Here is a 25,473-nt window from a genome sequence, read left to right as displayed (position 1 = left end):
ATGGGCCGTAAATCCACCATTCACAAGTTGCCCACTGATGCCAGGGAACATATCGACAAGCTGATGCGTGATAACAGCATGACCTTGGCCGAGATGCTGGCAGACATCTGTGAGCATTTCCCTGATGCCGCCGCCGAACTCAGTACCAGCACCCTTTGGCGCTATAAGAAAGCCGGTGGTTTTGAAGAGTTCATGAACCAGATGCAGCGCCAACAACAAGCGGCCCGTATGGCCGTCAGTGCCCTGGGCGAGAACCCGGACGACAAGGCCGGAACGCTCCTGGTGCAATCGGTGATGACGCTGGTGCAGTCTGCGGCCTTCGCCGCGCAGGGCGACACCCCGGACACGGAAGAAGTGCTGCAACTCTCAATGGCCATGAAGAACACCCTGCAGGGCAGCAAGCTGAGTCGTGAAGAGCGTTCAGCCGTGATCCGCGAGGCGCGTGAGCAGCAGTTGCGCGAGCAACAGGCCAATCTGGACAAGGTCGCCTCCGCGCAAGGGCTGAGTGAAGACCAGGTGCAGTTCTGGCGCGAAAGTGTCCTGGGGATCAAGTGATGAAACCATTAGCCTCAACGGTGCGTAACGTCGAGTGGGATGAATTGCCCGCCCGCGCCCGCGACATCCCGTTCGCCTTCAATCCGTTTGCGGAAGGGGTGTTGATGGCGCATCAGGTCGAATGCCTGAAGTACAACGTATCCATCCTGGCGATCCCCAAGGGGCGACGTACCGGCATCACGTTTGCCTGGGGGCTAAACTCCACGCTGATCGCCGGTGCTCAGAAAGCCGCTGGCGGTGATAACGTCTTTTACATTGGCGACACCAAGGAAAAAGGGCTGGAGTTTATTGGCTACGTGGGGAAGTTTGCCCGCGTTATCGCCAGGCAGCAGTCGCAGGATATCTCCAACATCGAAGAGTTCCTGTTTGAAGACCAGGATGGCAAAGGCAATACCCGGCAGATCACCGCCTACCGAGTGCGTTTTGCCAGTGGATTCCAGGTCACCGCGCTCTCCTCTCGCCCGGCGAATATCCGTGGCCTGCAAGGCGTCGTCATTATCGATGAGGCCGCGTTCCACCAGGATGTTCAAGGCGTGCTGGATGCGGCAACAGCCCTCCTTATCTGGGGCGGGCGTATCGTGGTTATCAGCTCTGAGAATGGTAAGAACAACCCGTTTTATCAGTTCTGTACAGACATTGAAGCAGGTCGATATGGTGATGATGCCGCCGTTCTGCGGATCACGTTTGATGATGCGGTGACCAATGGCCTTTACGAGCGCGTATGTGCAATGAAAGGCGAAGTCGCCACGATTGAAGGTAAAAAGACCTGGTATAACCGCATCCGTAATGCCTATGGCCCGCGTAAGGCGGCAATGCGTGAAGAGTTGGACGCCATCCCCCGCGATGGGAACGGGGTGTGTATCCCCGGAGTGTGGATCGAGCGGGCCATGCCTGAAGAGCGCCCGGTCATTCGTCTGGCGCTGGACGATGAATTTATCAATAAGGGTGAGGGGGAGCGCGAATCCTGGGGTAATGCCTGGATTGAGCAGAACCTTGCCCCTGTCATGGCCACACTCGACCCTACGCTGCGGCATGTGTTCGGCATGGACTTTGCCCGCCACCGTCACTTCTCAGTGATCTGGCCCATCGCTATCACCCAAAACTTACGCCGCGTGGTGCCGTTCGCCCTTGAGCTGAACAACGTGCCTTCCGGCCTTCAGCAACAGATCCTGTTCTGGTTTATCGACCATTTACCCCGTCAATCCGGGGGCGCTATCGATGCGACTGGCCCTGGCATGGTGTTGGCCGAGTACACCGCAGACCGCTATGGCAGGCCGCGTATCGCTGAGATCAGCCTGAACCGGGCGTGGTACGGCGTGTGGATGCCGAAGTTCACTGGGCTGTTTGAAGACAACATGATTGACCTGCCGCGTGACGAGAACATTGCCCAGGACTTGCGGACGGTGGAAACCATCGACGGTATACCGATGGTGTCAAAGCTGGAGAAAAAAGACCTGAAGGACGCTGAACTGGTGCGGCACGGTGACTCGGCCATCGCCGGTTGCCTGGGAAATTACGCCACGTTGAATCTGGCTGTTGAGATTGAATTTCAGTCTACAGGAGCGCGTGACATCTTCCGGGTGTTGTCAGGCTATGGCTCAAGTCACGGTGGTGAATTTACGGAGACCGGCTTCGGTACCGTGCGTGGTAGTAATGATTTCGGAGGGTTTATATGAGTCTGTTGGGGAAGCTTAAAGGTGCATTTAAACGCCCTGTGCTGGGTCAGGAAATTGCGACCACCGGTGATGGTCGTGATATCACTCGCCCGTGGGTAGGCTCCTTGGCCTTGGCCGATGATAGCGTGCTGATGAACCGGGGTGCACCAGATCTCAAAATCTACCGTGAAGTGCTGAGTGATGATGAGGTCAAATCCGCGTTCACTCAGCGCCAGGATGCGCTGATCTCCCGCGAGATCAAGGTGGATGCTGGTGGGGATCGTCCGATTGATATCGAAGCTGCAGATGCCATGCAACGCCAGATTGATGCACTAGGCTTTGACCGTATCACCCGGCTCATGCACTACGGTGTGTTTTACGGTTACGCGGTGTCTGAGCTGATTTATGGAATACGCGACAACCTGCTGTGGATCGATGAGGTCAAGGTGCGAGACCGCAGGCGGTTTCGTTTTACGCCCAAGGGCGAACTGCGGTTGCTGACACCGGGCAACATGTTCACCGGCGAACCTTGCCCTGCGCCTTATTTCTGGTCATTCGCGACCGGGGCTGACCATGATGATGAACCGTATGGCCTTGGCCTGGCCCACTGGTTGTACTGGCCCACCTTCTTCAAGCGCAACGATATCAAGTTCTGGCTGATATTCCTGGACAAGTTCGGTATGCCGACAGTTGCCGGTAAACATCCACCAGGGGCAACGCCAGAACAAAAACGTGACCTGCTGGCACTGACCCGTGCCATATCTACCGACAGTGGCGTGGTTATGCCAGAGGGCATGGCCCTTGAGATGTTGTCTGCATCGCGTTCTGGCGCAGCGGATTATGAATCCATGTACAAAGCGATGAATGAAGCCATCCGTCGCGTGGTTGTCGGGCAAATTTCCAGTTCTGGCGGAACCTCAAAAGGTATCGGCGGCGATGAGTCCTTGCAGGCAGGTATTCTGGCCAGCATTGCAAAATCTGATGGCGATGTGATTTGTGAGTCCTGGAACCGTGGCCCCGCCACCTGGCTGACCGAACTTAATTTCCCTGGTGCAGCCGTTCCCCAGGTATCCCGCGTCTTTGATGAGCCGGAAGACCTGAAGTCCCGCGCCGAACGTGACAAGTCTATCTCTGAGACCACCGGCTACCGCCCGACATTAGCCTATGTGAAAGACACGTATGGTGGCGATTGGGAGCCAAAGCCAACCAGTGATACGCCGCCAGTAGCACCTGCAGGCAACAAGCCCAGCGAATTCGCTGAGCATAGCCACCCACAGGACGCACCCGCTGCGATGGCCATCCGTCTGAACAATGAATTGACCCCGGTCACCGATAGGTGGATGCAACAACTGCAGGAACTGGTAGACAATGTGGACTCCCTGGAAGCCTTGCGGGATGGCCTGGATAAATTGGTGCCGGATATGACGCTCGATAAGTATGCCGAGGTGTTGGCGCAGGCGATGTCCGCTGCCGCACTGGCGGGTCGCTATGAGTTCCTGGAGGCAGTCAATGGCCGGTAACGTTGGCTATGGTTCGCTGCCATTCAGCGAGCAGATTGCCTTTTTCCAGCGCAAGCTCAATACCAAAACCGATGCCTGGACAGATGTCTACGGTGCAGCCCATGACCATGAGTTTATGGTGGCCGGGGCCAATCGCGATGACCTGCTGGCCGACCTGCGTAAGGCGGTAGAACGGGCAATTACCGAAGGTCGAACGTTGCAGGATTTCCGCAAAGACTTTTCAGGTATCGTCGCGCGTTACGGCTGGAGCTATAACGGCGGGTTTGAGTGGCGTACCCGTGTTATTTATGAGACCAATCTGCGCAGCAGCTACATGGCCGGACGCTTTCAGCAGCTGATGGCCATGCGGGAAACGCATCCCTATTGGGAGTATGTTCATAGTGACGTGGTCGAGGAACCCCGTGAGGAACACCTTGCCTGGAACGGCATGATCTTACGGTGGGACGACCCGTGGTGGGTAACCCATTTCCCAATCAACGCCTGGGGATGTCAGTGTAGCGTTATCGCCTGTACCGAAGATGACCTGCGGCGCATGGGCAAGTCAGGCCCAGATACTGCGCCGCCGATCAAATGGGTTGAGCGCACAATTGGCCAGCGCAGCCCCGGTGGCCCGCGCACTGTTTTAGTACCTGAAGGCATTGATCCAGGGTTTGAACATACGCCTGGCCGCAGCCGTAACTTTAGTGGCCAGGTACCGCCACCGCGTGGTAGTCGCCCATTGCCCCCTGAGCATCTTCCGCCTTTAGACCCTTTACCCACTGCGCCTTCGCCTATTTCCCCTCCTGACCCATTGCCAGAGCCGCAACCGGTCACGCCGCCAGACTGGGAAGGCAACGCCATTGAGGAGTTTCTGGGGTCGTTTAAGGCATCGTTCACACGTGCGGCCGCTTTTCTCGATGCTGTTGGCCAGCGCCTGGCGATAGGCTTGGGCATGTTTTGGGGCAATGACGGGAACCCGGCTGACTATGCCGAGCCAGCATCGCTTGATACAGCCACCGCATTGCCGCTGATTGCTCAGGCAATCCAAACCCCTGACGAGATTTGGGTGCAGATAGTCTGGCTGGCCGACGTGCAACTGGCCGTCGTTCGCCGTCGTTATCTGGCCCGTTTCCAGGTAAGTGGTCAGGCCGAACCGGTGGCGGTGGTGTTCGAAGTGGGCCGTGATGGTTGGGCAGGTAACGTGTCAACGTCTGAGGCGATGCTGCAGTCATTGCGCCAGGGCGTGAGACTCTATCAACGGAAGGTAAACTGATGGCCGGTGCAACACTGACGTTTGATTATCAAGATGCGTTATCCACTCTGCTGGCCACTCATGCAGCATTAAGCGATCCAACACCGTTGTTGTCAGACATGGGCGAGAAGCTGCTGGAGTTTCACCAGCAGCGGTTCCGTGACCAAACGGCTCCCGATGGTACGCCGTGGGCTCCCTTATCGGCACGGTACAAAAAGCGTAAGCGCAAGAACCAGGACAAAATCCTCACGCTGGATGGCCCACTGCGTAATACCTTGCGTTGGCAAATCGCCGCGCAGGAGCTGCTGTTCGGCACTGACCGACCTTATGGCGCCATTCACCAGTTCGGCGGGACAATTGAGATGCCTGCCCGCAGTCAGCAGGCGTACTACCAGCAGGATCGTATTGCTGCCGGTGACCACCGGTTTGTCCGCAAATCGAAATCAGACTTTGCACAGTGGCATACGCTCCCTGCTTACAAGATCACTATACCTGCCAGGGAATGGCTGGGCGTCTCTGCCCAGGAGGGTGATCGTCTGGTCGAGCTGGCCAGAAATTACCTGCAGCGTTCACTAAAACAGTAACCGTCACCAACGCGCCGTAGTGACTTCTATCAGCCTGAGTGGCATGATGGGGCCAATGTGAACACCAAGCCGTATTACAATACGTTCTAATACGGCTCTCGGTGATGTTCCACCCTCCTGAATGATCTCACTGTCGTTATTCCCCCTGTCGGTAATTTAGTCCGAGGATAAATTACCGTTTGTACCGCCCTCGTTACGATGTCGCCATCTACAGTGATGGACGATAACCGAAATGCCACAATCAACCTCTACAGCCACACTTTCTGTTTTTGCTCCCGGTACCCACACCGCAATGGACGGGCGCTCTGTCACGTTCACGCTGGATGATTGCATTGATCTGGCCAGCAGTTACGACCCTGCGCTTTCTGAAGCACCGTTTGTGATCGGGCATCCGAAGCTCACCGCACCGGCTTATGGCTGGGCTGCTCGTTTCGAGGTGCGCGATGGCCTGGTCTACACCGAACCCAAGCAGGTCAACGCTGACTTTGCTGAAGCCTTCAATGCTGGCAGCTTCAAGAAACGCAGTCTTTCCCTCTATTTGCCAGATTCACCAGGCAACCCCAAACCCGGTCATTACTACCCGCGCCATGTGGGTTTTCTCGGCGCAACGCCTCCGGCTATCAAAGGTCTGCCGGATGTGTCGTTCTCTGAGGCTGATGCCCCGTTGGAGTTTGCCATTCCCTGGGAAACCGAGCTGCTGACCGACATGTTCCGGGGCTTGCGTGACTACCTGGTTGAAAAGGAAGGCGCGGAAAAAGCCGACCAGATTTTACCCCAATGGCGCATCAAATCGGTTGAGGAGCTTGCTGCTCGCGCCGCAGAAGATGCGCAAATCTCACCACTGGCGTATGCCGAGGAGTCCAATGTGTCAAAAATCGATCCGAGTGCATCCAGTGCAGCAGTTGATCTCGCTGCATGGAAGGCTGACCTCGATGCCCGAGAAGAAAGGATCAAGCTTAAGGAAAAGCAGGATCAGGAAGCTGCAGCAACCCAACGCCGTACTGACATTACCTCATTTGCCGATGGCCTGGTCACAGCGGGTCAACTGCTGCCACGCCAAAAAAACACGGTAGTGGAGCTGCTCGTCAGCTTGGCCAATGAACCTATTTCATTTGCCGATGGTTCCACCACCGTTAGCAAAACGCCGGAAGAGTTGCTGCGTTCGGTACTGAGCGAAAAGCCCAAGCTGCTCGATTTCAGTGAGAAATCGGGTCAAGGGGCTGAAGGCGACGCGCTGGATTTTGCAGACGTCAATGCCGTAGCGGAAAAGGCTCGCGAGTACCAGGAGGCGGAAGCCCAAAAAGGCCGCACCATCTCCATGACCGCTGCCGTCAACCATGTGAAAGGGGGTAACAAGTGAATATTCCAGGTTTGACCACCGGTTCACGGGCGGAGGGTGCTATCGCTGCCCGCAGCCTGGTGAACCACGGTACTGAAGAAGGTTTTTCCGCGCAGGCGATGGACGGCACCAAATTGATCACCGGCGTCACCACCATTGTTCCCGCAGATGATGGCGAGGTGTTCGACATCATCCGCAGTGGATTGGCATTGGTGATCTACGGTGCGGATATCGCCCTGGGCGATCCATTGACAGCAAACGCTGATGGGCTTGCCGTTCCTGCTGCTGCAGGTGATTGGGTCATCGGTTATGCCGAGATACCTGGCGCAGAGGGCGATATCGGCTCGGTGTGGATTAACCCTGGCAAGTTGGCTGCAGCGGCACCGTAACACACGTTATAAACCGCCATGATTCGCCGGGATCGGCTCCGGCACCCATTCTTATCTGGAGAATTACAATGGCTCAATTTCCATTCCCCGTTGATCCCCATTTGACGGCGATTTCCATTGCATATCGCAACGTTTCATTGATTGCCGATGACGTATTACCCCGCGTTCCAGTCGGTGTTAAGTCATTCAAGTGGTGGAAATACGACATTGCTCAGGGCTTCACGGTGCCTAATACCACTGTTGGCCGTACCTCACAGCCTAACCAGGTCGAGTTCCCGGCAGAAGAAGAAACCAGCTCTGCGGAGGATTTTGCCCTTGATGCACCGATCCCTCAGGACGACATCGACAACGCACCGAAAAATTATGATCCATTGGGCCATGCTACTGAGCGAACGTCGGATCTGATCGCCCTTGATCGCGAAGTCCGTGCCAGCAAACTGGTGTTCTCTCCGAATAGCTACCCTGTTGGCAACCGTCAAATCCTGGCTAGTGCCAATCAATGGAGCCATGCAGACAGTAACCCGTTAGTCGGTATTACCGATGCGCTTGATGAGTTGGTGATGCGGCCAAATATCGCCATTTTGGGACGCGTTACCGCCACGGCTTTGCGTCGCAATCCAAGCATTGTCAAAGCCTATCACGGCACGTTGGGTGACAGCGGTATGGTGCCGATGGCCTTCCTGAAAGACCTGCTGGAACTGGAAGACATCTATATCGGTTCAGCCTGGGTCAATATCGCCCGTCCTGGCCAAAAACCAGTACTGGTACGTACCTGGGCAAATCATGCTGCCTTCCATTACCGCAATCGCCTGGCCAACACCCAGGGCGGTGTGACATGGGGCTTTACGGCGCAGTTTGGCAACCGTATTTCCGGCTCTATCGCTGACCCAAATATCGGGATGCGCGGTGGCCAGAAAGTGCGTGTCGGTGAGTCAGTAAAAGAACTGTGCGTGGCTAAAGATGTTGGCTACCTGTTCCAGAATGCCGTGGCGGGGTAATCAATCCATGCCAGTGATCAAAGCCCAAAGCTCCCACCGCCAGCTCACCGATGCCGAGCTGGCGGCGATGGAGGAACTCACCGACTTGGGCAACCTGGTTGGTGATTACCTGGATGGCCTGGCCGAAAACCCGGATATCGATCCGCGCTGGTTGGCCATCGCCCGCACCAACTTGCAACAGGGTTTCATGGCAGCAAAACGCGCTGTCGCCAAACCCGCTGCATTTTGAGGAAGCGTGTCATGACAACGGCCTGGTATGTAACGCTCGCGCACCTTGCTGAACGACCTGGTGCGGTCGAACTCTCTCAAACGACCCAGCAAGCAGGAAAGCCTCCGGCCCGCCCAGAGCTTCTGGATGCGCTATTACGCGGTGAAGACACCAGCCCTTGGCCTCCGGCTGAAGTCGAGGTTGCTCTGGCCGCTGTTGAACGCATCGGAGAAGCGGTTGAGAAAGCGCAGTCGCTGATTGATGGCTTTCTCCGCCAGCGTGGCCACCGCCTGCCGTTGACAGTTATCCCGCCGATCCTCTCTGGGTGGGCATTGGATATCACCCGCTATCGGCTCCATGCTCATCGCATTACTGATGAGAAGACCGACCCCATTGTGCGTGATTATCGCGATGCATTGAGGCTGTTGAGGGATGTCGTCAAGGGGGATTACAGCTTGGGGATCGAAGATCCACTGCCTGCGGCTGGGGGCGGCCCAAACATTACCGGCCCTGGTCGCACCTTCAGCATGGGCTCCTTGCGGGACTTCGGCAAATGAGCAGCGCCCCGTTTGATATCAACCTGGTCGTTGAGCGGTTGCGGGCGATTGACCCACAACCCTTCAGCCAGGTCGGCACCATTGTGGAGTACGGCAAAGTCACCGACCTATCAGGTTTTGCGATGCCAGGCGCTTATGTCCTGATGGGGCCGGAACGGGGTACCCCTGGCAACGGTAGTCGTGCCCAGGTTGCAGAAGCGGTTATCGGCGTAGCGATTTCAGTTCGCAACTATGGCCAGGGAGCCGAGGGGTTGACGCATCAGGTTAACCCGCTAATCAGTACCGTGCGTGAACATCTGATTGGCTGGGTACCCAACAAGTTTTGCACCACCGGCATTCAATGGGTGAAGGGCGATGTGTTGGATTATGACGCTGGAACCCTAGTCTGGATGGATGTCTTTATGGTGAACCACGTTATCGGGGGCATGAGATGCAAAAAGTAACACTGAATGGGCCACATACCCATCAGGGGAAACCCGTTACGGCGGGTGACACCATCGATGTCAGCGACGAAGAGGCCAAGTGGCTTGAACGGCGCGGACGTATCGCACCACCTGCAGTGAGCCACAGCCCCATCGTGACCGCACCGCAGACAGGCAAAAAAGCAAAATCGGAGAACGACGATCATGTCGCAGATTGAAACCTATCAATACAACCAGGGCAAGGTCTACCTCGCCCGCCGTGATGCTTACGGCAAGCCACTGGCCTGGCGCTGGATCGGCGATGTGTCCGTACTCTCACTGGCTCTGTCAGTAGAGAACCTGTCCCACAAAGAGTCTTACTCTGGGCAGCGCATGACCGTTCGTCGTTTCCCCATCAGCAAAGACGGCACAGTGAGCATGACCTGGCATGAGTTCTCTGCCGATAACCTGGCTCTGGTGTTTTACGGTGAGCGAGTGGTGATCCCTGCAGGTACGGTCACAGGGGAACCGTTGCCAACCGGGATTGAGGCGGGGAGTCGAGTCACGCTGGAACATCAAAATGTCAGCGATGTTGAGATCGGGACTTTGGTACCGGGTGTAGATTTCGATATTGATGTCCTGTATGGCGCGATTGATTTCCTGAAAACGCCAGCCCCCGCTGCATTGCCGCTCACCGTCAGCTATTCCTATGCCGGGAGCACCAATACCGAGATGTTTACCCAACAACCCGAGCCACTTGCGCTGCGGTTCGACGGTATCAACCTGGCTGAAGGGGGGGCGGCGGTCATTCAGATCCTGCACAAAGTGGTCTTTGACCCGGCAGCGGCGCTGGCGATGATCAACAGCGATACCTCGCTGGCGGGGCTGGAAACGACGGCAGGTGTGCTGTTCGATACCAACCGCCCAGCTGACCCGGTACTCAGCCGCTTTGGTCGCATCATCCACGTTGCGGAGCCTGCAGAATGAGCCGGAAAACCAAAAGACCAAGGGGACCAGCAGCAAAACCCGTGGCGGTAGTACCTGATGCCAGTGATGACGTGTCAATTCTACTGCCCAACATCAATGTCACCATCGCTGGCACGCTCTTGACCGTGCGTGAGTTCACGCTGGACGATTCGCTTACCTTGCATGCCGAACTGAAGCCCATCATTACCAGCCTGGCAGATGTGATGCAGTCGGAGTATCCGGGGTTTGAGGCCGTGATGGATGTTCTGGCACAGCATGCGCATTCGTTACCGCTGTTATTGGCCCGCAGTTGTGACCAGCCATCGGAATGGGTACGCGGTCTGCCCGCCAGTGAGGGCTCGACGCTGATCGATGTGTTCTGGACGGCGAATCGGCGTTTTTTTATGAGTACTGCCATTCGGCAGGTAACGATCCGGGCCGCACTAAAGAAACCGTCAGTTTCGGCAGAGTCTTCGCCACGCTGATCCGCGCAGGCCACAACCCGGATAGGCTCGCCCACTACACCCATCGCCAGTTGATGCTGTATTACCGGGAGGCGTTGCATCTGGATAACCAGGACAGCATCGCCCGGATACTGGATGTCTATGCCGGGTTTGCGGGTGGCAAGGATGCCAACACACGTATCAACGCCCTGAAAAAGTAACTCAGGGCAATTCTCTTCCTTTATATAGGGTGCTGTCATGGCCGCTGGAAACTCTACCCTCAATCTTGCGTTACGTATCACTGCCGACATTAATGATGCCAAACAAAGCCTGGCCTCGTTGGCTGATGATATTAAAACAGTGGGCGCTGCAGCAGAGGTCAGTAATTCGCAGTGGGCAGCAGCAGCTGAGGGTCAAAAAGCCGCTGCCGAGGCTGCAAATCAGCAATCCCAGGCACAAAGAGCGGCTACAGACGCTACCGAGCAACAGGCGCAGGCCAGTCAAACTCAGGCCGATACCTCACAACAACAAGCTCAGGCACAGCAGGCCAATGCAGATACAGCCCGGGAGCAAGGGCAAGCTCAACAAGCGGTGGCTGATGCCGTTCGCCAACATACAGACGCTGAGCAAACTGCGACTAATGCCACTCGGCAGCAGACTGATGCACAGCAAGCCGCTGCAGAGGCTGCACTCAAAAACACCCAATCACAGCAGACACTGAACAGCGAACTGAATACCTCGGCGTCTCAATCACAGCGCGCGGCCCGTAGCTCTGAAGAGGTTACCGCTGCCTGGCATGCGCAAAGTGCGCGTGGCCATGAGTTGTACCAACAGGAACAGAAGGTTGCACAGGCTGAAGAGGCCGCAGCCAAAGCCGCTGAGGGCCATGCCAAAGAAGTCGACAAGCTGAAGAAAGACCTGGACAACCTGCTGGGCAGTATTGATCCCGTCACGAAAGCGTTCGCCAAGCTGGATGCGCAAGAAGAGAAACTGCGTAAATCCTATAAATCTGGCCTGATTGATACCGGTTCGTTTGATGACTATCTGGCGAAGATACAGGCTCAACGTGATGCGTTGGGGGACATGTCTGATAACCCATCAGCAAACGCACCAGGTATGTCCGGTGCGTTGCGTGAGCTGTCAGAGTTGATCCGTGAGATCACTTCTGGTGACTGGCAATCCACGCTTGATGGTCTTGACTATTTTGGGACTCGTTTGCGGGCTTTGCCTGCACTCATTACCCCAGTCAGATTGGGACTTGGCCTCACTGCTGGTGCCGTGGTCGGTGTAGCAGCGGCTATCTACTCGGTAATGGAAGACCAGGACAGGTTCAATACCAGCATTCAGCAGACAGGCAACTATGCCGGAGTTACTGCTGGCCAACTGGAGATGATGGCGCAGGCCGGTGGTGATATGACCGGCGACTACAGCCAGATGCGCGATATCCTCAATGGCCTGGTCAGCAGCGGCAAGTTTACCGGTGAAACGCTGGAGTCAGTTGCACAAGCGGCATCAGTGATGGCCGAACTCACTGGCCAATCAGCTGATCAGGTGGTTTCCGAATTCGTCAAGATGACCGACAGCGCCTCTGACTGGGCCAGAAACAGCAGCGAGCAATACCACTGGTTAGACTCTGAAACCTATCAGCGTATCCGATCACTGGAGGAACAGGGCCGCACTGAAGATGCTATTGAACTCGCCTCACAAAAATACAAAGAGGCAGCATCTGATCGTTTGGTAGACCTCGAGACGAAACTGAACTGGGTGGCCGCAGGCTGGAAAAACGTTAAAGACCGGATGAATGAAGCGATCCAAACTGCAAAAGGTGAGCTATCCGGCGCATTGGGTCTGGATTCTGAAACTGAAGCACGAGCAAAGGAAATTAAGGAACTTAGAGCCCGGATCAACGCAGCAGGCAGTGAAATGGAAATTGCTGCCCGGGGGCCACAATACGCTGAGTCACTGACTCCTTTTAAAGAGCGTTTAGCACTCTTAGAGGAAGAACAAGCTGCTGAGGAGGAAATCACTAAAGAAAAGGCCAAACAGCAGAAGATTGAAGATGATGCCATCGCTGCTTCGGATGCGATGAAACGTACCTGGGACAGCAACAAGTCAGAGATCGACAAAGAAGCCGAGGCGCTGGACAACCTCCAGAAAAAATACCAGAAAATGTGGGCTTCTGAAGGAACTCGCGAAGGACCAGGCGGTTTGCGAGACCGAGGTGTTACGTCTACTGACGGTATCAACTTCTCGGGTGGCCAGTGGGATATTGATGCGAAAGCCTTAGATACGTCAGCGAAAAAAGCCAAACAATTTAACGAGCAACTTCAGCGGCAATTAGATCTCAAGAAAGATAATACTAATGCGGCACGTGTCGAGTATGAAATTGAGCATGGCTTATTAAAGAACGCCACTGAAGAAGCGCAGAGCGACGCTCGCGTTCGAGCCGAAATATTGGATGAAGAAATTGCACGGCAAAAAGCAGCAAAAGCCGGAGCAGCCTCGGATAAAAAGTCCTTTGCCGAAAACCAGCGTTTTGTTGAGCAACTAGAGAAACAGGCAACCAAACGTACAGAGGGGGCAGCGGCTCTCCGGGCTGAAGAGATCGCCACCCGCAATTTAACGGCAGCACAGCGCCAGGCGGCTGAAACAGCGAACGCCGCTATCAATGCCCGTGAGTTTGCGACCCAGAACGTTCAGTTACAGCTCGAATATATGCGGGCTACCGGCGACACGGCGGGAGCCAGTTTGCTGCAGGCCAAAGAAAAGTTTGCTGAGTTACGTACCGAGTTTGAGGCCAGCGGTAACACTGAAGGGTTGAGTTGGCTCGACAAGCTGTTGCCAGTCACCGAAACAAAAATTCGTGTCGATGACATGAAAAAGCAGCTCGACGATCTGTTCACCTACCAAGCCCAGCAAGAAACCAGTATCCAGGCGCAAGTCCAGGGCGGTTTGCTGTCCGAGCTGCAGGGACGTCAACGGCTGATCGAGTTGCATCAAGAAGTTGGCGACAAGGTGAAAGCCTACCTGCCGCAACTGAAAGAAATGGCCGACCTACCTGGTGAAGCGGGCGAGAAAATCCGCGAGATGATCCGCCAGTTGGAGGGGCAACTCGGCAAACTCAGCCAGGCTGGTAATGAGCTGACAGTTGCATTCCGTGACGGTCTGCAGAGCGGTATCGAAAGCTCCCTGCTCGGGTTGGCCAAAGGCACAATGAGTCTTTCCGATGCTGTGCGCAACCTGGCACTGAGTATCGTCGACAGCATGGCCAAAATCGCCGCCCAGCAATTGGCTCAAATGGCTACATCCAGCCTAATAGGGTCATCGGGCGGTATGGGGGGCATGATCGGTGCGCTGTTTGCCGCCGACGGTGGCCATATTCAAGGGGCGGGTACCTCAACCAGCGATTCTATCCCGGCCATGCTCTCAAACAACGAGTTCGTGACGCGAGCCGCAGTGGTTCAACAGCAAGGCGCACTGGATTTCCTGCATGACTTCAACCGTCACGGCATGGCTGCGTTGGAAGGCTGGATGCCGCGAGTTCGCCATTCCACAGGTGGTCTTGCCGGTATTCCGGCTCCTGCAGCTGCGGCACCGATGTCGCTGCCGGAAACTAAAACGGCTAGCTCAGCGGCTACCGTGCCTGAGCAACCACTGTTCCAGCAAACATTGGTCTTTAATGCCGGTGATGCGATGTCTGCCGGATTTAATAGCCTGAGCGGTAAACGTGCAGCCATGACATTCCTCCAGGCTAACGCCCCTACGATCCGTCAAATGATGGGGATGAAATGATGAGCCGCTTACCCTGGCTGGCCGAGCCGAACTGGCAAGGCGGCATCACTGAAACGCTGGAGTGGAAGACCGACGTTCTGCCATCGCCTACGGGAGCCGAGCAGCGGATTGCCCGCCGTCTGTCTCCCCGCCGCACCTTTGAGTTCAGTATCCTGGTCGGTAACAACGACAAACAGCGGTTTGAAAATGCCCTGTTCATTGCCGGTGCTACCGAGTGGGCAATGCCGGTATTTGCCGATGTGGCCGTGCTCGATGTCGATCACCCTGCAGGCACAACGCAGATTGCCGTCTCCACATTGGGCCGCGACTTTATCGTTGGCGGTTCGGTGTTGCTGATGTCTGGTCTGGGTCTGTCAGCTGATATTGGCCTGGCGACCGTTATCGGCATTTCAATGTCAGCGATCACCCTGGCTACACCGCTGCCGGTGACCTGGCCAGCAGGTTCTTGTGTGTATCCATTGCGCCCTGCAGTGCTCACCGACCCGCCGTCATTAACCCGGCACACCGACAGTCTGTTCTCAGCTCAAATCCGTTTCCGGGTGACCGAGCATAACGCCAACAGCGACAGCATCCAGGCATTACCCGTTTACCGTAATCATCCGGTGCTGGAACCGACCTCAGACTGGAACGAGCCGGTTACCGGTCAATACCTGCGACTGTTGCAAGAACTGGACAACGGCTCCGGTATTCCCGTTCGCACGGACACCGCCCGCCGTGCCTTCACGTTGATGAACCACCACTGGGTATCAGTCGGGCGTGAGAAACAGGCAGCACTGCGCCGGTTGTTCTACTTCCTGCGTGGCCGCCAGCGTGCAATCTGGGTATCCAGCGGCAGCAACGACTTTACCCCGGCCTCTGGGCTGGCGAACGGCATGATTGATGTCGAGTATGCGGCGTTCGCCGAGCTTGGTGTGGTCAATGGCCGTTGTGATCTGCGTATTGAGCTGGCTGACGGCACCTGTCTCTATCGCCGGATCACCGGTGTGGCCATCATCAACTATGGCGTCGAGCGCCTAGCGCTCGACGGTGCCCACATCACTGTCGCCATGGAGCAAATCGTTTCCATCTCTTACCTGACGCTGTGTCGTCAAGAATCCGACTCTATCGCCTGGCAGCACGTCACCGACGCTGATGGCCTGGCCACCGTTTCAACCACATTCAGGGGGATCAGAGATGAGCTGGAATCAGTTTGAGTATTCAACCGCCGATGGCCGTCCCGTTACGCTCTATGAGTTTATCCGGGGCAATGTGGTGTTTTACCGCTACACCAATGCTGACCGTGATATCGAGGTCGGTGGCCATATTTGGACGCAAACCGCCATCAGCGACAACGGCTTGAGTGCCGGTAGTGGCAACAGCCTGGACATTACAGCGCCGGTCGATAATGCCGTGGTGCAGTTGTTCCGGGGCATCCCGCCAAGCAGTCCGCTGCGCATCCGCATTCACCGTTTTCATATTGATGATACGGCTGCTGAGTTCCGCACCGTCTGGGTGGGTACGGTTAAAGAAGTGAAACGCGAAGCCATTGATCGCGCCCGCATGTTGACGTCCAGCCTGGCGAGCACATTCAACCAGGTTGGGTTACGTCTGACCTGGAACCGAGCCTGTCCTTACGCCCTTTACGACCATAACTGCAAAGTCAATCAACAGCAGTTTGCCGTTGGCGCAACCATCCAGGCGCTGGACGGTGCCGGTGTGACCGTCAATTTGCCTGGCGGACTGGCTGAAGACCATTTTTCTGGAGGCTATATCGAGTGGGTTATTGATGGGGTTATCGAGCGGCGCGGAATGAAAGCGCAGAACGGCAACCAGATAGGGCTGCTTGGCGGCACTGTGGGATTGTCCGTTGGTCAGGCGGTGACGTTGTACCCCGGTTGCAACCGCACAATCGACGTCTGTGCAGCCAAGTTCGCCAATCACCTGAATTACGGCGGGACACCCCACATGCCAGGCAAAAGCCCTTACACCATTATTAAACTGTTTTAGGAGGAACTTATGGAGCCGTTCAGTTGGATGGCGGTGGCCAAGTTTGTTGCAACCTTGGTCGCCTCATACGTAATCAGTGCCGCACTGGCCCCCAAAGCGAAAAACAGCAGCCCAGAAGCGGCGACCGAGGACGACTGGGAGATGCCACAGCCAACCGAAGGAACTCCACAGTGTGTTTTTTTCGGCGATTGCTGGACAGAAGACTGGTTTGTTCTCGGTTATGGCAATTATCGCTATGACGCCATTCGTAAATAAGGAGCACAACATGCTGATCACGATGGAACACATTCGCGCTGCTGGCGGTTGTGCCTGGGGGCTTCGTTCGTTCTTTACCCGCTATAACCTCGATGTTGAGGCGTTTATCGCTAACGGGGGTATTGAGTCAGACCTTCTTATGGCCACCGGCGATGCACTGGCGATCCGCGTTGTTGAACAGGCACAAGCAGCGGCAGATAACGGAGACGCAAAATAATGGGTGGCAGCAAAGGGGGCGGCGGCAAAGTTACGGTTGGATACCGCTATTCCTGGGATATCCAGGCGGGTCTCGGGCGTGGGCCAATCAATGAGATTGTCGCTATTACTGCGGATAAAAAGACCGTATTTGCCGGTTATGAGGGGCAACTCTCCAGCAGCACCTCCATCTTTATCGATAAACCGAACCTGTTTGGCGGTGACGACACAGGCGGCGAAGGTGGCATTCAAGGGGTATTCGAAGTCGCGATGGGGGAAGCTGATCAGGTACCGACCCCGAATGTCCTGAGGCTCTTATCTGGCCTGGTACCGGGGTTTCGAGGCATGGTCACTACGTTCTTCAGTGGGTTGATCAGTTGCTACAGCGCCAGCCCAAAGCCCTGGGCTTATCGCAATCGCCGAACGACTAAAGGGTGGGATCGCGATATCGTCTGGTACCCAGAGAAGTGCCTGATACGCCTTGAGAACACTCAGGCTCAGATTGATGGCCAGGACGAAATGACACCGGATGTTATCGCTAATCTACGGGCTATCCATGCGATGAACCCGGCGCATATATTGGTTGAATGCGCGACCAATCGCGACTGGGGCCGAGGGTTGTTGCTGAATGAAGACCTCGACCTGGACAGCTACCGTTATGCTGCTGACCAACTCTATGCCGAAGGGTTTGGTCTGTGTTTTCGCTACAACCGCCAGGACAGCCTGGATACATTCGTCCAGCAGATGCTGGACCATATCGGTGCAGCCCAGTACGGTGACCTGTCCATGGGCAAGACGACGCTGAAACTCATCCGCGATGACTACAACCCGGATGATTTGCCCCTGTTTACCTATGACAACGGCATCATCGCCGTACAGGACGATGACAGTACCAGTTCAGATACTGCCCCTAATGAAATCACGGTGACCTATCATGACCCGGTCACCAATTCAGACGGCGAAGTTCGGGCGCAAAACTTGGGTTCAATTCAGTCTGTCGGGCTTATCAGCAGCAGCGTTGAGTACAAGGCCATACCGACGCATGACCTCGCGGCCAGGGTCGCCCAGCGCGATCTGGAGGTAGGTTCTGCCGGGATAACTCGCCTGGTTATTCAGTTTGACCGGCGCGGTGGCCAACTGACACCTGCAAGCTGTTTTCGTGTGTCGCTGCCCGACCGTAACATCGTCAATATGGTGCTGCGTGTCAGCAAGATTGATGAGGCCGATAACGGCACACTGACTATCACTGCAGTGCAGGATGTCTTTGGGCTTCCAGCCACATCCTACAGCAGTGGTCAGCAAGGCAGTGGCTGGACGCCGCCCAATAAATCAGCCGTCCCGGTTTCTGATCTGCAACTGGTCGAACTGCCGTATTTCAGCCTGGCAGCAACGCTCAGTGCTGCTGACCTGTCGTTCGTCAGTCCAGAGGCGTGTTATCTGGGGGTAATGGCCACTGCGCCGACGTCGTTCTCAGTCAATTATCATCTGCAGTCTCGCGCTACCGGTGCTGAGTTTGCCGATCGGGGCCGTGGTGACTGGACAGCCACCGCCACATTGCTGTCTGAGGCTGGAGCCTTGGACACAGAACTGCTTGTTTCAATGACGTTCCCGCCCGCTGTTGGCAGCGGAGTCATCATTGATAATGAAGTCCTCCGTGTTGACGCTGTTGACCTGGTCACTGGCAAATTGATGGTTGGCCGTGGCTGTGCGGATACCTTGCCGCGCAGGCATGCTGCTGATACACATCTGCGATTCCTGGGGAGTGTTGTTGAAACTGATGGTCAAGAGTATATGCCTGGCGAATCGGTCGACGTGCGCCTGCTGACGCGAACCAGTATTGCAACACTGGATGCTTCGCTGGCTCCAATATCCAGTGTGCAGATGAACCAGCGCCAATTTCGGCCCTATGTACCCGGTGATATTAGGGTGAACGGCGTCAGTTATCCTTCAGTTGTTGAACGGGCAGGCATCTACGTACTTTCGTATGCACACCGTGACCGTGTATTACAGGCAGATCGGTTATTTGATTGTACTGAAGGAAGTATTGGTCCTGAGCCTGGCGTGGCATACACCATTACGCTCACTCACCAGGACTCGTCAGAGGTCGTTTGGTCATTGGAGACAACAGAAGCGAGCGTTGAACTGCCGTATGAGTCAGCCGGTATTATTGCCATCGGTGCTGCTGTGCATATCCTAACGCTCAGTAGTACACGAGATGGCATAGAATCGCTGTATCGTTACCAGGCTATTCTCCCGCGTGGCTGGTACATTCCCGTCGTTCCGATTGAGCCACCAGAGCCTGAGGACGCGCCATGAATGAAACGTACTATTATGGCCAGGGTAAAGTGTATTTAGCCCGTAGGCTCAATGATGGCTCTTCATTAAATTGGCGCTGGGTCGGTGATGTTTCCGATCTCACTGTTTCTCTGGTTGTTGACCGTAAAACAAAAAAACAGTCCTATGGTGGGCAACTGGCAGTTTCTGAGTATTACATTATCGAGCAATCCGGGTCAGTAGCCGCTGTTTGGCATGAGCTTAGTCCGGAAAATCTGTCTGTTGTATTGCAGGGTAATATTGTTTCAACAGAGGCTGGCCGTGAGACGGAAACCTTAAAGAATGTCATTGCAGGAGGCTGCTATTCGTTACGTTATCCTAATATACGTCGCCTGGTGATTGATGGGTTAAAAGCCGATATTGACTACACCGTTGATACTCTATTTGGAACCATAGAGTTCTTGGTAACCCCTAGAGTGCAGCCTGTGTCCGTCTTTTATACCTACGCAGGAAATATCAATACGGCGCTCTACACGAAAAAACCAGAACAACTAGCACTGCGTTATGAGGGTATCAATCTGGCCGAGAACGGCATTCCGGTGTTAGTCGAACTTTACAAACTGGAGTTTGATCCGATTTCTGCAATGGCGCTAATTAATAACAGCACATCATTGGCGGGTTTGGAAACAAACGCAATGTTAATGCTGGACTCTTCCCGAGCCGCAGATGATGAATTAGGTCGATTTGGTCGTGTGACGAGTATCGCGCAAGTAGAGGCAGCGGTAACCACACAAACCGATATCGTTTATAACACCGCCTCATTAAATGGTGAGTTAATTACTATTTATCCAAAACCGCGTAACTGAGATGACTGCTATGGACATTCAACATCATTCAATTTTAACAACAGCTGGTACAGAATATTTTGCCCAGGCTATTGCAACAGGTACGCCGGTTATTGGTGCGGAGTTCTTACTGGCGGTAGGTGATGGTGATGGTCAGCAATATGAACCTGACACATCGCAAACCAATTTGGTCGCTGAAAAATGGCGCGGTAAAATCAATGATATCTATACAAATGAGAATGACGCTTCACAGATCATTGTCGAAGGTATCGTACCAACCAGTGTCGGTGGCTGGTTTATTCGTGAATGGGGTGTGTACAACAAGGAAGGTGTACTGATTGCTGTAGGCAGCATGGATGATACCTACAAATCGGTTATCTCATCAGGTATCGGCAAGCAGATCATCATTCAGGCTATTCTAGATATTGATAATGCTGCGGTACTAGAGCTAATTATTGATGGAAATGTGGTTGTTGCCAGCAAAAAATATGTTGATGACTTAGATAAAAAGCATCGGGCTGACCTCGCAAGTATTGATGGGGGGCGTCAGATTGGCTTACAGCAAGGTGGTAGCGTTCAGGATGCTCTTTCATTCCGTACCCCTAGTATGGCTGGGGCTAAGGGAGATGGCGTTCGTAATGATACTGCTGAGCTGCAAGCTATCATTAACAGTACGGCTGCAGATTCTATTACCATTGATTATGCAGGTTCGTCTGAAGGTGCTGTCTCTATGGTTAGAGAGTGCATTCTGAATAAGGTTTATAGAATTACCGGACCAATCATTATCGATGCGACAAAGGTGAGGCTTGGACAACTTGGTGGTGCAGGAATATTTGTTGATCCGACAGGGAACTACCCAAACGGCTATGCAATTAAAGTCACTGGCGCTGCCAATTTAGCTGCATATCATGGCCATGTTGCTGCTATTTTTAACGGTGTCCATTTCTATTCATACGGTAGGTCTGTAGATGTGTTTTATGTCGAGAATGCAGTGACAAATTCAAATAACAATGGTTCGGCCTTGCATAACATCATCGGTTGTTCATTTCGTGGGTTTCGTGAAATTTTTACACATGGCGTTGGCGGTTGGGGGTGGAATTGGTTTGGTTGCCAAGTCAGTAACTGTGATACATGGATGAACTTGCGTAAAAAAAATGATACTTATGAGCGACACTCGTTTGACTCGTGCATTTTCCAAAATGGTGGCGTGGCGTTTATAATTGACAACGTTGAGGGCAAGGTGTACTGGCATAAAGGCTCAATTGACTATTGTATTGCGCTGGCTCATATCTCAGCAGGCCACATCGAATCAAATGGGCATCATGAGTTTTCTGCACGTACAACGCCGTTGGTAAAGATCACAGGTCAAAATGCGTCAGCTTCTATTTCTGGGACGTTGTTTATACGTAACAATACTGCGTCAGAGTATTATATGTTCGAACAATATAATGATAATCAAGTAGACATAAGCAATCTTTTTATCAACTCAGATGGTATTAACCTTGCATCTGGAAGACTGTCCAACTTCAGGCTTAATAAACGAGCAATTGCATTGCGTACAGATGCTGCTCGATACATAGCATATAACTCGGCTGATGAGCGCCAGATAGATGGCTCAGTGATCTACCCTGACTATTCGTTATCAGAGACAACGTATCACTCAGTGTCGTTTTCAAACGGTGAACTGGTTGTTCAGTGCTCAGGTAGTGGTGTTCCTGGCTACTTGTTTATTGACATACCTATCGCTGGTAATGAGTACATAGCATTTAAAGTGACGGCAAGGAATACATCAGAAAACGGTAAAATTTTTCTTGAAAAGAAACTGCTTTCACTCAACAAAAGGGAGGTGGCTGATTTTTCTAGTAGCGGTACTACAGTATGGGCCCCTGGTGGCGCAAGTGCTTTATATGTCAACGGTGGCAGCATGACAGTATTCAAAGTTGATAAGAGTGCTGGATTTTTGCGGACAGTGTTTAACCTAGCTCAAATGCATGCTGGAGATATGTTCATTGTGTCCAGCCTGAGCACATTTAGGTTCTGAAGCGGAGGTATAATGGAAAGTAATTTAGTATCCATATCGTTCACTGTAGGCTCAACAGTCACCTGTTTTGACAATAGTGATAATGAGGAGATCCTCATCGTAGGTGATGAATACATCATAGAAGGTGTTTATGGTGATTCTGGTGAGTGGCTACTGAAACTAGCGGGTGTTGAACCCGTGGTGTTTTACTGGAGGTTTGTTGATCCTGAGACTGATAGTTTCAAGTAAGGGCAATCCCATACGAAGGCTTCCTTTTAGCCTTCGTAATTCCTTTTCATATGTTTAAAATTTTTTCTCTTTTATTTATCGCGCATTCTTATGTCAATTTATCGCGCGCGGCATCATCAGCCACTTCACCAGCAATGCGGACTTTATCAACTGGGGCTGGCGTTTGCCGTTCCTGTTCAGCCTGGTGCTGGTTGCCATTGCCTGGTGGATCCGTAACGGCATGGACGAGTCGCAGGAGTTTGAAGCCAATAAAACGCTGCACGAACGGGCCGAGAAAATCCGCAAGTTCCCAATATTTGAGGCACTGCGCCAGAATCCCAAAGCCTTTTTGTTGATCATTGCCCTACGCTTTGGCGAACTGCTGACGATGTATATCGTCACGGCCTTTGCCATGAACTACTCAACCACCCATCTTGGTCTGTCACGGGATCTGTTCCTGAACATCGGCTTGTTGGTGGGCGCAGTGAGCTGTATCTCGATCCCATGCTTCGCTTATTTGGCTGATAGCTTTGGCAGACGGCGGATCTACGTGACGGGGGCATTGATTGGTGTTGCCAGCACGGTACCGTTTTTCATGGCGCTCGAGAGCCGTAACACGGTGATGATTATCTTCTTTGCCATCATGCTGGGAAATATGGCGCACGACATGCTGGTCAGCGTGCAGCAGCCGATGTTTACCGAGCTGTTCGGCACGGCATACCGTTATAGCGGAGCCGGAGTGGGCTATCAGGTCGCTAGCGTGGTCGGCGGTGGATTCACGCCGTTTATTGCCGTGTTGCTGGTGGAGTTGATGGACGGCTCCTGGCATCTGGTTGCCGCCTATCTGGCGCTGGGGTGCCTGCTTTCCGCCATTGTGGGGATGCGTATGAAACCCCAGACGGCCGAATAACACAGAGGAACCGGAAGCGTGCGGCCAGTCCCCGCACGCTCCGGCGTTTGGTAAGCAAGGCTATCAAGAGGGGGGAGATAGCCTTGGTTGGCTTAGGAACGCTTGCCAACACCGCCACTATAACGAGGCCATTTTTCCCTGCCAGTTCGCCTTGGCGGCTTTGCGCAGTGTTTCCAGAGCTATTGGCTCGATGGTGTAACCGTTACAGGCAGTTGCGTAGCGCGTCCCAGATAATCATCCCAATCTTTCCACACCGGCTGTAGCCCAGCGGCACCGATCGCCTGTGCCACCTGCTGCGGCGTTCGGCTGTCGTGCGGTTCGAACTGTTCCAGCTCTGGCGGCACATCGTCGGCATAGCCACCCGGCTGGGTTTTGGAACCGGCACTGACGCTGTTGATGGCTACCGGGATCATATTGTCGCGGAAGAAGGCCGACTCCCGCGTAGATAATGAAAGCTCAACGTCAGGAGCGAATAACCGGAAAGCACAGATCAACTGTACCAGTTGCGGTTCACTCATGATCGAGGCCGGCTCAATACCACCGGCGCAGGGCCGCAGGCGAGGGAACGAGATGGAGTAACGGCTCTGCCAGTATGTTTGTTGCAGATAAAACAGATGCTCTGCCAGCAGATAGCAGTCCGTGCGCCAACTGCTGGAAAGCCCAATCAGCGCCCCTAGCCCGATCTTGTCGATCCCGGCGCGCCCCAGACGATCCGGCGTACTCAGCCGCCAGTGAAAATCCTGTTTCTGGCCACGTAGGTGATGCTGCTGATAGGTCGCGGGGTGATAGGTTTCCTGATAGACCAACACGCCGTCCAGCCCAAGGGCTTTCAGCTCGGCGTAGTCTTGCTGCGCCAGAGGCTGCACCTCCATCATCAGCGAACTGAAATGACGGCGAATGGCGGGCAGATGCTGGCGGAAGTAATCCATGCCGACTTTGCGCTGATGTTCACCGGTCACCAGCAGCAGGTGCTCAAATCCTAATGCCTTGATGGCTGCGCACTCCCGTTCGATCTCTGCCGCATCCAGCGTTTTGCGCTTGAGGTGGTTACTCATCGAAAAACCGCAGTAGGTACAATCGTTGGCACACAGGTTAGAAAGATATAACGGCACATAAAAGCTCACCACGTTACCGAAACGCTGGCGGGTGAGCTGCTGTGCTCGTTGCGCCAGGGGCTCCAGATAGGGAGCGGCGGCAGGGGAGATCAGTGCCATAAAATCCTCCCGTGTCAGCTTGGGGCTATTGAGTGCCTGCTCAACGTCACGCGCCGTTTTGCTGTTAATGCGCAGCGTCAGGTCATCCCAATCCCACTCTAGCAGGCGCTCGCTAAAATCACTGGCCATCAGCGTGTCTCCTCTGAATGACTGAGAAACGCCGTCAGCGGACTGGATGCGGCGGCGATCGACTGGCGGCTGCCTAGCCCGGAGTTGCGTGCTAGCTCTCCGGCCTCTAGCGCCAGGCGGAAAGCCTGGGCCATTTGCACCGGCTCCCGCGCCACGGCGATGGCGGTATTGACCAGTACCGCATCGGCTCCCAGTTCCATCGCCTCTAACGCGTGGCTTGGGGCACCGATCCCGGCATCAATCACTACCGGCACTTTGGCTTGTTCAATGATGATCTCAAGGAAATCACGGGTCAGTAAGCCACGGTTAGAACCGATTGGCGCGCCGAGTGGCATCACGGCGGCACAACCCGCTTCCTCCAGCCGTTTACACAGCACCGGATCGGCACCGCAGTAAGGCAGTACCACAAAGCCCTGTTTGACCAGGGTTTCCGCCGCCTTGAGCGTTTCGATCGGATCTGGCAGCAGGTATTTCACCTCTGGGTGTATTTCCAGTTTGACCCAGTGAGTCCCCAGCGCTTCGCGCGCCAGCCGGGCGGCAAACACCGCCTCATCTGCCGTTTTTGCCCCGGAGGTGTTGGGCAGTAATTTCACGCCCAATCGTTGCAGCGGTGCCAGAATGGCGTCATTCCCGCCGCGCAGGTCGACGCGTTTCATCGCCATAGTGACCAGTTGTGAGCCGGAAGCTTGTAGCGCAGCCAGCATTAACTCGGGCGTGGCGAATTTCCCCGTGCCTGTAAACAGGCGTGAGGTAAAGGTGGTATCGGCGATGTGCAGCAT

26 protein-coding genes and 1 pseudogene are annotated in these 25,473 nt (G+C 54.4%); 25 read left to right on the top strand and 2 right to left on the bottom strand.

The window, feature by feature from the left end:
* The 25 genes and pseudogenes from N6G83_RS50345 to N6G83_RS50225 form a co-directional block, all read left to right on the top strand.
* Entirely contained in the window at positions 1–555 is a 555-nt protein-coding gene (locus N6G83_RS50345; protein ID WP_161714105.1) for a phage protein Gp27 family protein, read from the top strand.
* Positions 555–2,231: a hypothetical protein gene (locus N6G83_RS50340; RefSeq protein ID WP_260524265.1), complete on the top strand. Its 1,677-nt coding sequence runs from the start codon at positions 555–557 to the stop codon at positions 2,229–2,231. Before N6G83_RS50345 ends, N6G83_RS50340 begins: the two co-directional genes overlap by 1 nt.
* Positions 2,228–3,730, top strand: a complete 1,503-nt coding sequence (locus N6G83_RS50335) for a DUF935 domain-containing protein (protein WP_260524264.1) — start codon at positions 2,228–2,230, stop codon at positions 3,728–3,730. The genes N6G83_RS50340 and N6G83_RS50335 overlap by 4 nt, the downstream gene beginning before the upstream one ends.
* Positions 3,720–4,982, top strand: coding sequence for a PBECR2 nuclease fold domain-containing protein (locus N6G83_RS50330; RefSeq protein ID WP_260524263.1), 1,263 nt, complete (start codon positions 3,720–3,722; stop codon positions 4,980–4,982). Before N6G83_RS50335 ends, N6G83_RS50330 begins: the two co-directional genes overlap by 11 nt.
* Complete coding sequence (locus N6G83_RS50325; protein ID WP_260524262.1) at positions 4,982–5,545, top strand: phage virion morphogenesis protein; 564 nt, start codon at positions 4,982–4,984, stop codon at positions 5,543–5,545. The genes N6G83_RS50330 and N6G83_RS50325 overlap by 1 nt, the downstream gene beginning before the upstream one ends.
* Positions 5,546–5,777: 232 nt before the next feature.
* Complete coding sequence (locus tag N6G83_RS50320; RefSeq protein ID WP_260524261.1) at positions 5,778–6,905, top strand: peptidase; 1,128 nt, start codon at positions 5,778–5,780, stop codon at positions 6,903–6,905.
* Positions 6,902–7,273, top strand: coding sequence for a hypothetical protein (locus N6G83_RS50315; protein ID WP_260524260.1), 372 nt, complete (start codon positions 6,902–6,904; stop codon positions 7,271–7,273). Before N6G83_RS50320 ends, N6G83_RS50315 begins: the two co-directional genes overlap by 4 nt.
* Before the next feature lie 68 nt (positions 7,274–7,341).
* The gene (locus tag N6G83_RS50310; protein ID WP_260524259.1) at positions 7,342–8,271 is read left to right on the top strand and encodes a phage capsid protein; all 930 of its coding nucleotides are present in this window, start codon (positions 7,342–7,344) and stop codon (positions 8,269–8,271) included.
* 7 nt (positions 8,272–8,278) lie between these two features.
* A complete protein-coding gene (locus N6G83_RS50305; protein WP_260524258.1) occupies positions 8,279–8,500 on the top strand; it encodes a hypothetical protein in 222 nt (73 codons plus the stop codon).
* Between the two features lie 11 nt (positions 8,501–8,511).
* Positions 8,512–9,036 carry a gp436 family protein gene (locus N6G83_RS50300; RefSeq protein WP_260524257.1) on the top strand — a complete coding sequence of 175 codons (525 nt, stop codon included), beginning with the start codon at positions 8,512–8,514 and terminating at the stop codon, positions 9,034–9,036.
* Positions 9,033–9,479 carry a hypothetical protein gene (locus N6G83_RS50295; protein ID WP_025121733.1) on the top strand — a complete coding sequence of 149 codons (447 nt, stop codon included), beginning with the start codon at positions 9,033–9,035 and terminating at the stop codon, positions 9,477–9,479. The genes N6G83_RS50300 and N6G83_RS50295 overlap by 4 nt, the downstream gene beginning before the upstream one ends.
* On the top strand, positions 9,467–9,676 hold the full coding sequence (locus tag N6G83_RS50290) for a hypothetical protein (protein ID WP_260524256.1): 210 nt from the start codon (positions 9,467–9,469) through the stop codon (positions 9,674–9,676). The genes N6G83_RS50295 and N6G83_RS50290 overlap by 13 nt, the downstream gene beginning before the upstream one ends.
* Positions 9,663–10,424, top strand: a complete 762-nt coding sequence (locus tag N6G83_RS50285; RefSeq protein WP_260524255.1) for a hypothetical protein — start codon at positions 9,663–9,665, stop codon at positions 10,422–10,424. Before N6G83_RS50290 ends, N6G83_RS50285 begins: the two co-directional genes overlap by 14 nt.
* Positions 10,421–10,888, top strand: a complete 468-nt coding sequence (locus N6G83_RS50280) for a DUF6631 family protein (protein WP_260524254.1) — start codon at positions 10,421–10,423, stop codon at positions 10,886–10,888. Before N6G83_RS50285 ends, N6G83_RS50280 begins: the two co-directional genes overlap by 4 nt.
* Positions 10,889–10,941: 53 nt before the next feature.
* Positions 10,942–11,067 carry a hypothetical protein gene (locus N6G83_RS50275; protein WP_260524253.1) on the top strand — a complete coding sequence of 42 codons (126 nt, stop codon included), beginning with the start codon at positions 10,942–10,944 and terminating at the stop codon, positions 11,065–11,067.
* A 37-nt stretch (positions 11,068–11,104) separates the two neighbouring features.
* Complete coding sequence (locus tag N6G83_RS50270) at positions 11,105–14,638, top strand: phage tail length tape measure family protein (RefSeq protein ID WP_260524252.1); 3,534 nt, start codon at positions 11,105–11,107, stop codon at positions 14,636–14,638.
* Positions 14,635–15,831 (top strand): hypothetical protein, encoded by a 1,197-nt coding sequence (locus N6G83_RS50265; RefSeq protein ID WP_260524251.1) that lies wholly within the window; start codon positions 14,635–14,637, stop codon positions 15,829–15,831. The genes N6G83_RS50270 and N6G83_RS50265 overlap by 4 nt, the downstream gene beginning before the upstream one ends.
* Complete coding sequence (locus N6G83_RS50260; protein ID WP_260524250.1) at positions 15,812–16,624, top strand: phage BR0599 family protein; 813 nt, start codon at positions 15,812–15,814, stop codon at positions 16,622–16,624. The genes N6G83_RS50265 and N6G83_RS50260 overlap by 20 nt, the downstream gene beginning before the upstream one ends.
* Before the next feature lie 9 nt (positions 16,625–16,633).
* Entirely contained in the window at positions 16,634–16,879 is a 246-nt protein-coding gene (locus N6G83_RS50255; protein WP_074030533.1) for a hypothetical protein, read from the top strand.
* Positions 16,880–16,889: 10 nt separating this feature from the next.
* Positions 16,890–17,096 carry a hypothetical protein gene (locus N6G83_RS50250; RefSeq protein WP_025121725.1) on the top strand — a complete coding sequence of 69 codons (207 nt, stop codon included), beginning with the start codon at positions 16,890–16,892 and terminating at the stop codon, positions 17,094–17,096.
* Entirely contained in the window at positions 17,096–19,390 is a 2,295-nt protein-coding gene (locus tag N6G83_RS50245) for a phage tail protein (protein WP_260524249.1), read from the top strand. The genes N6G83_RS50250 and N6G83_RS50245 overlap by 1 nt, the downstream gene beginning before the upstream one ends.
* Complete coding sequence (locus N6G83_RS50240) at positions 19,387–20,214, top strand: hypothetical protein (protein WP_260524248.1); 828 nt, start codon at positions 19,387–19,389, stop codon at positions 20,212–20,214. Before N6G83_RS50245 ends, N6G83_RS50240 begins: the two co-directional genes overlap by 4 nt.
* A gap of 10 nt (positions 20,215–20,224) precedes the next feature.
* Entirely contained in the window at positions 20,225–22,234 is a 2,010-nt protein-coding gene (locus N6G83_RS50235; protein ID WP_260524247.1) for a phage tail protein, read from the top strand.
* A 12-nt stretch (positions 22,235–22,246) separates the two neighbouring features.
* On the top strand, positions 22,247–22,462 hold the full coding sequence (locus N6G83_RS50230; protein WP_260524246.1) for a hypothetical protein: 216 nt from the start codon (positions 22,247–22,249) through the stop codon (positions 22,460–22,462).
* Between the two features lie 112 nt (positions 22,463–22,574).
* Positions 22,575–23,351 (top strand): annotated as a pseudogene (locus N6G83_RS50225) (MFS transporter); the annotation flags it as partial.
* Between the two features lie 179 nt (positions 23,352–23,530).
* Here N6G83_RS50225 and thiH read toward each other — a convergent pair.
* Both thiH and N6G83_RS50215 read right to left on the bottom strand, forming a co-directional pair.
* On the bottom strand, positions 23,531–24,694 hold the full coding sequence (thiH, locus tag N6G83_RS50220) for a 2-iminoacetate synthase ThiH (RefSeq protein WP_199063493.1): 1,164 nt from the start codon (positions 24,692–24,694) through the stop codon (positions 23,531–23,533).
* Positions 24,694–25,473, bottom strand: a complete 780-nt coding sequence (locus N6G83_RS50215; protein WP_211134656.1) for a thiazole synthase — start codon at positions 25,471–25,473, stop codon at positions 24,694–24,696. The genes thiH and N6G83_RS50215 overlap by 1 nt, the downstream gene beginning before the upstream one ends.

Source organism: Serratia sp. PL7, from assembly GCF_945957435.1.
The sequence above is the reverse complement of the archived record's forward strand: the minus strand, read 5'-3'. Positions and strand labels throughout refer to the sequence as shown.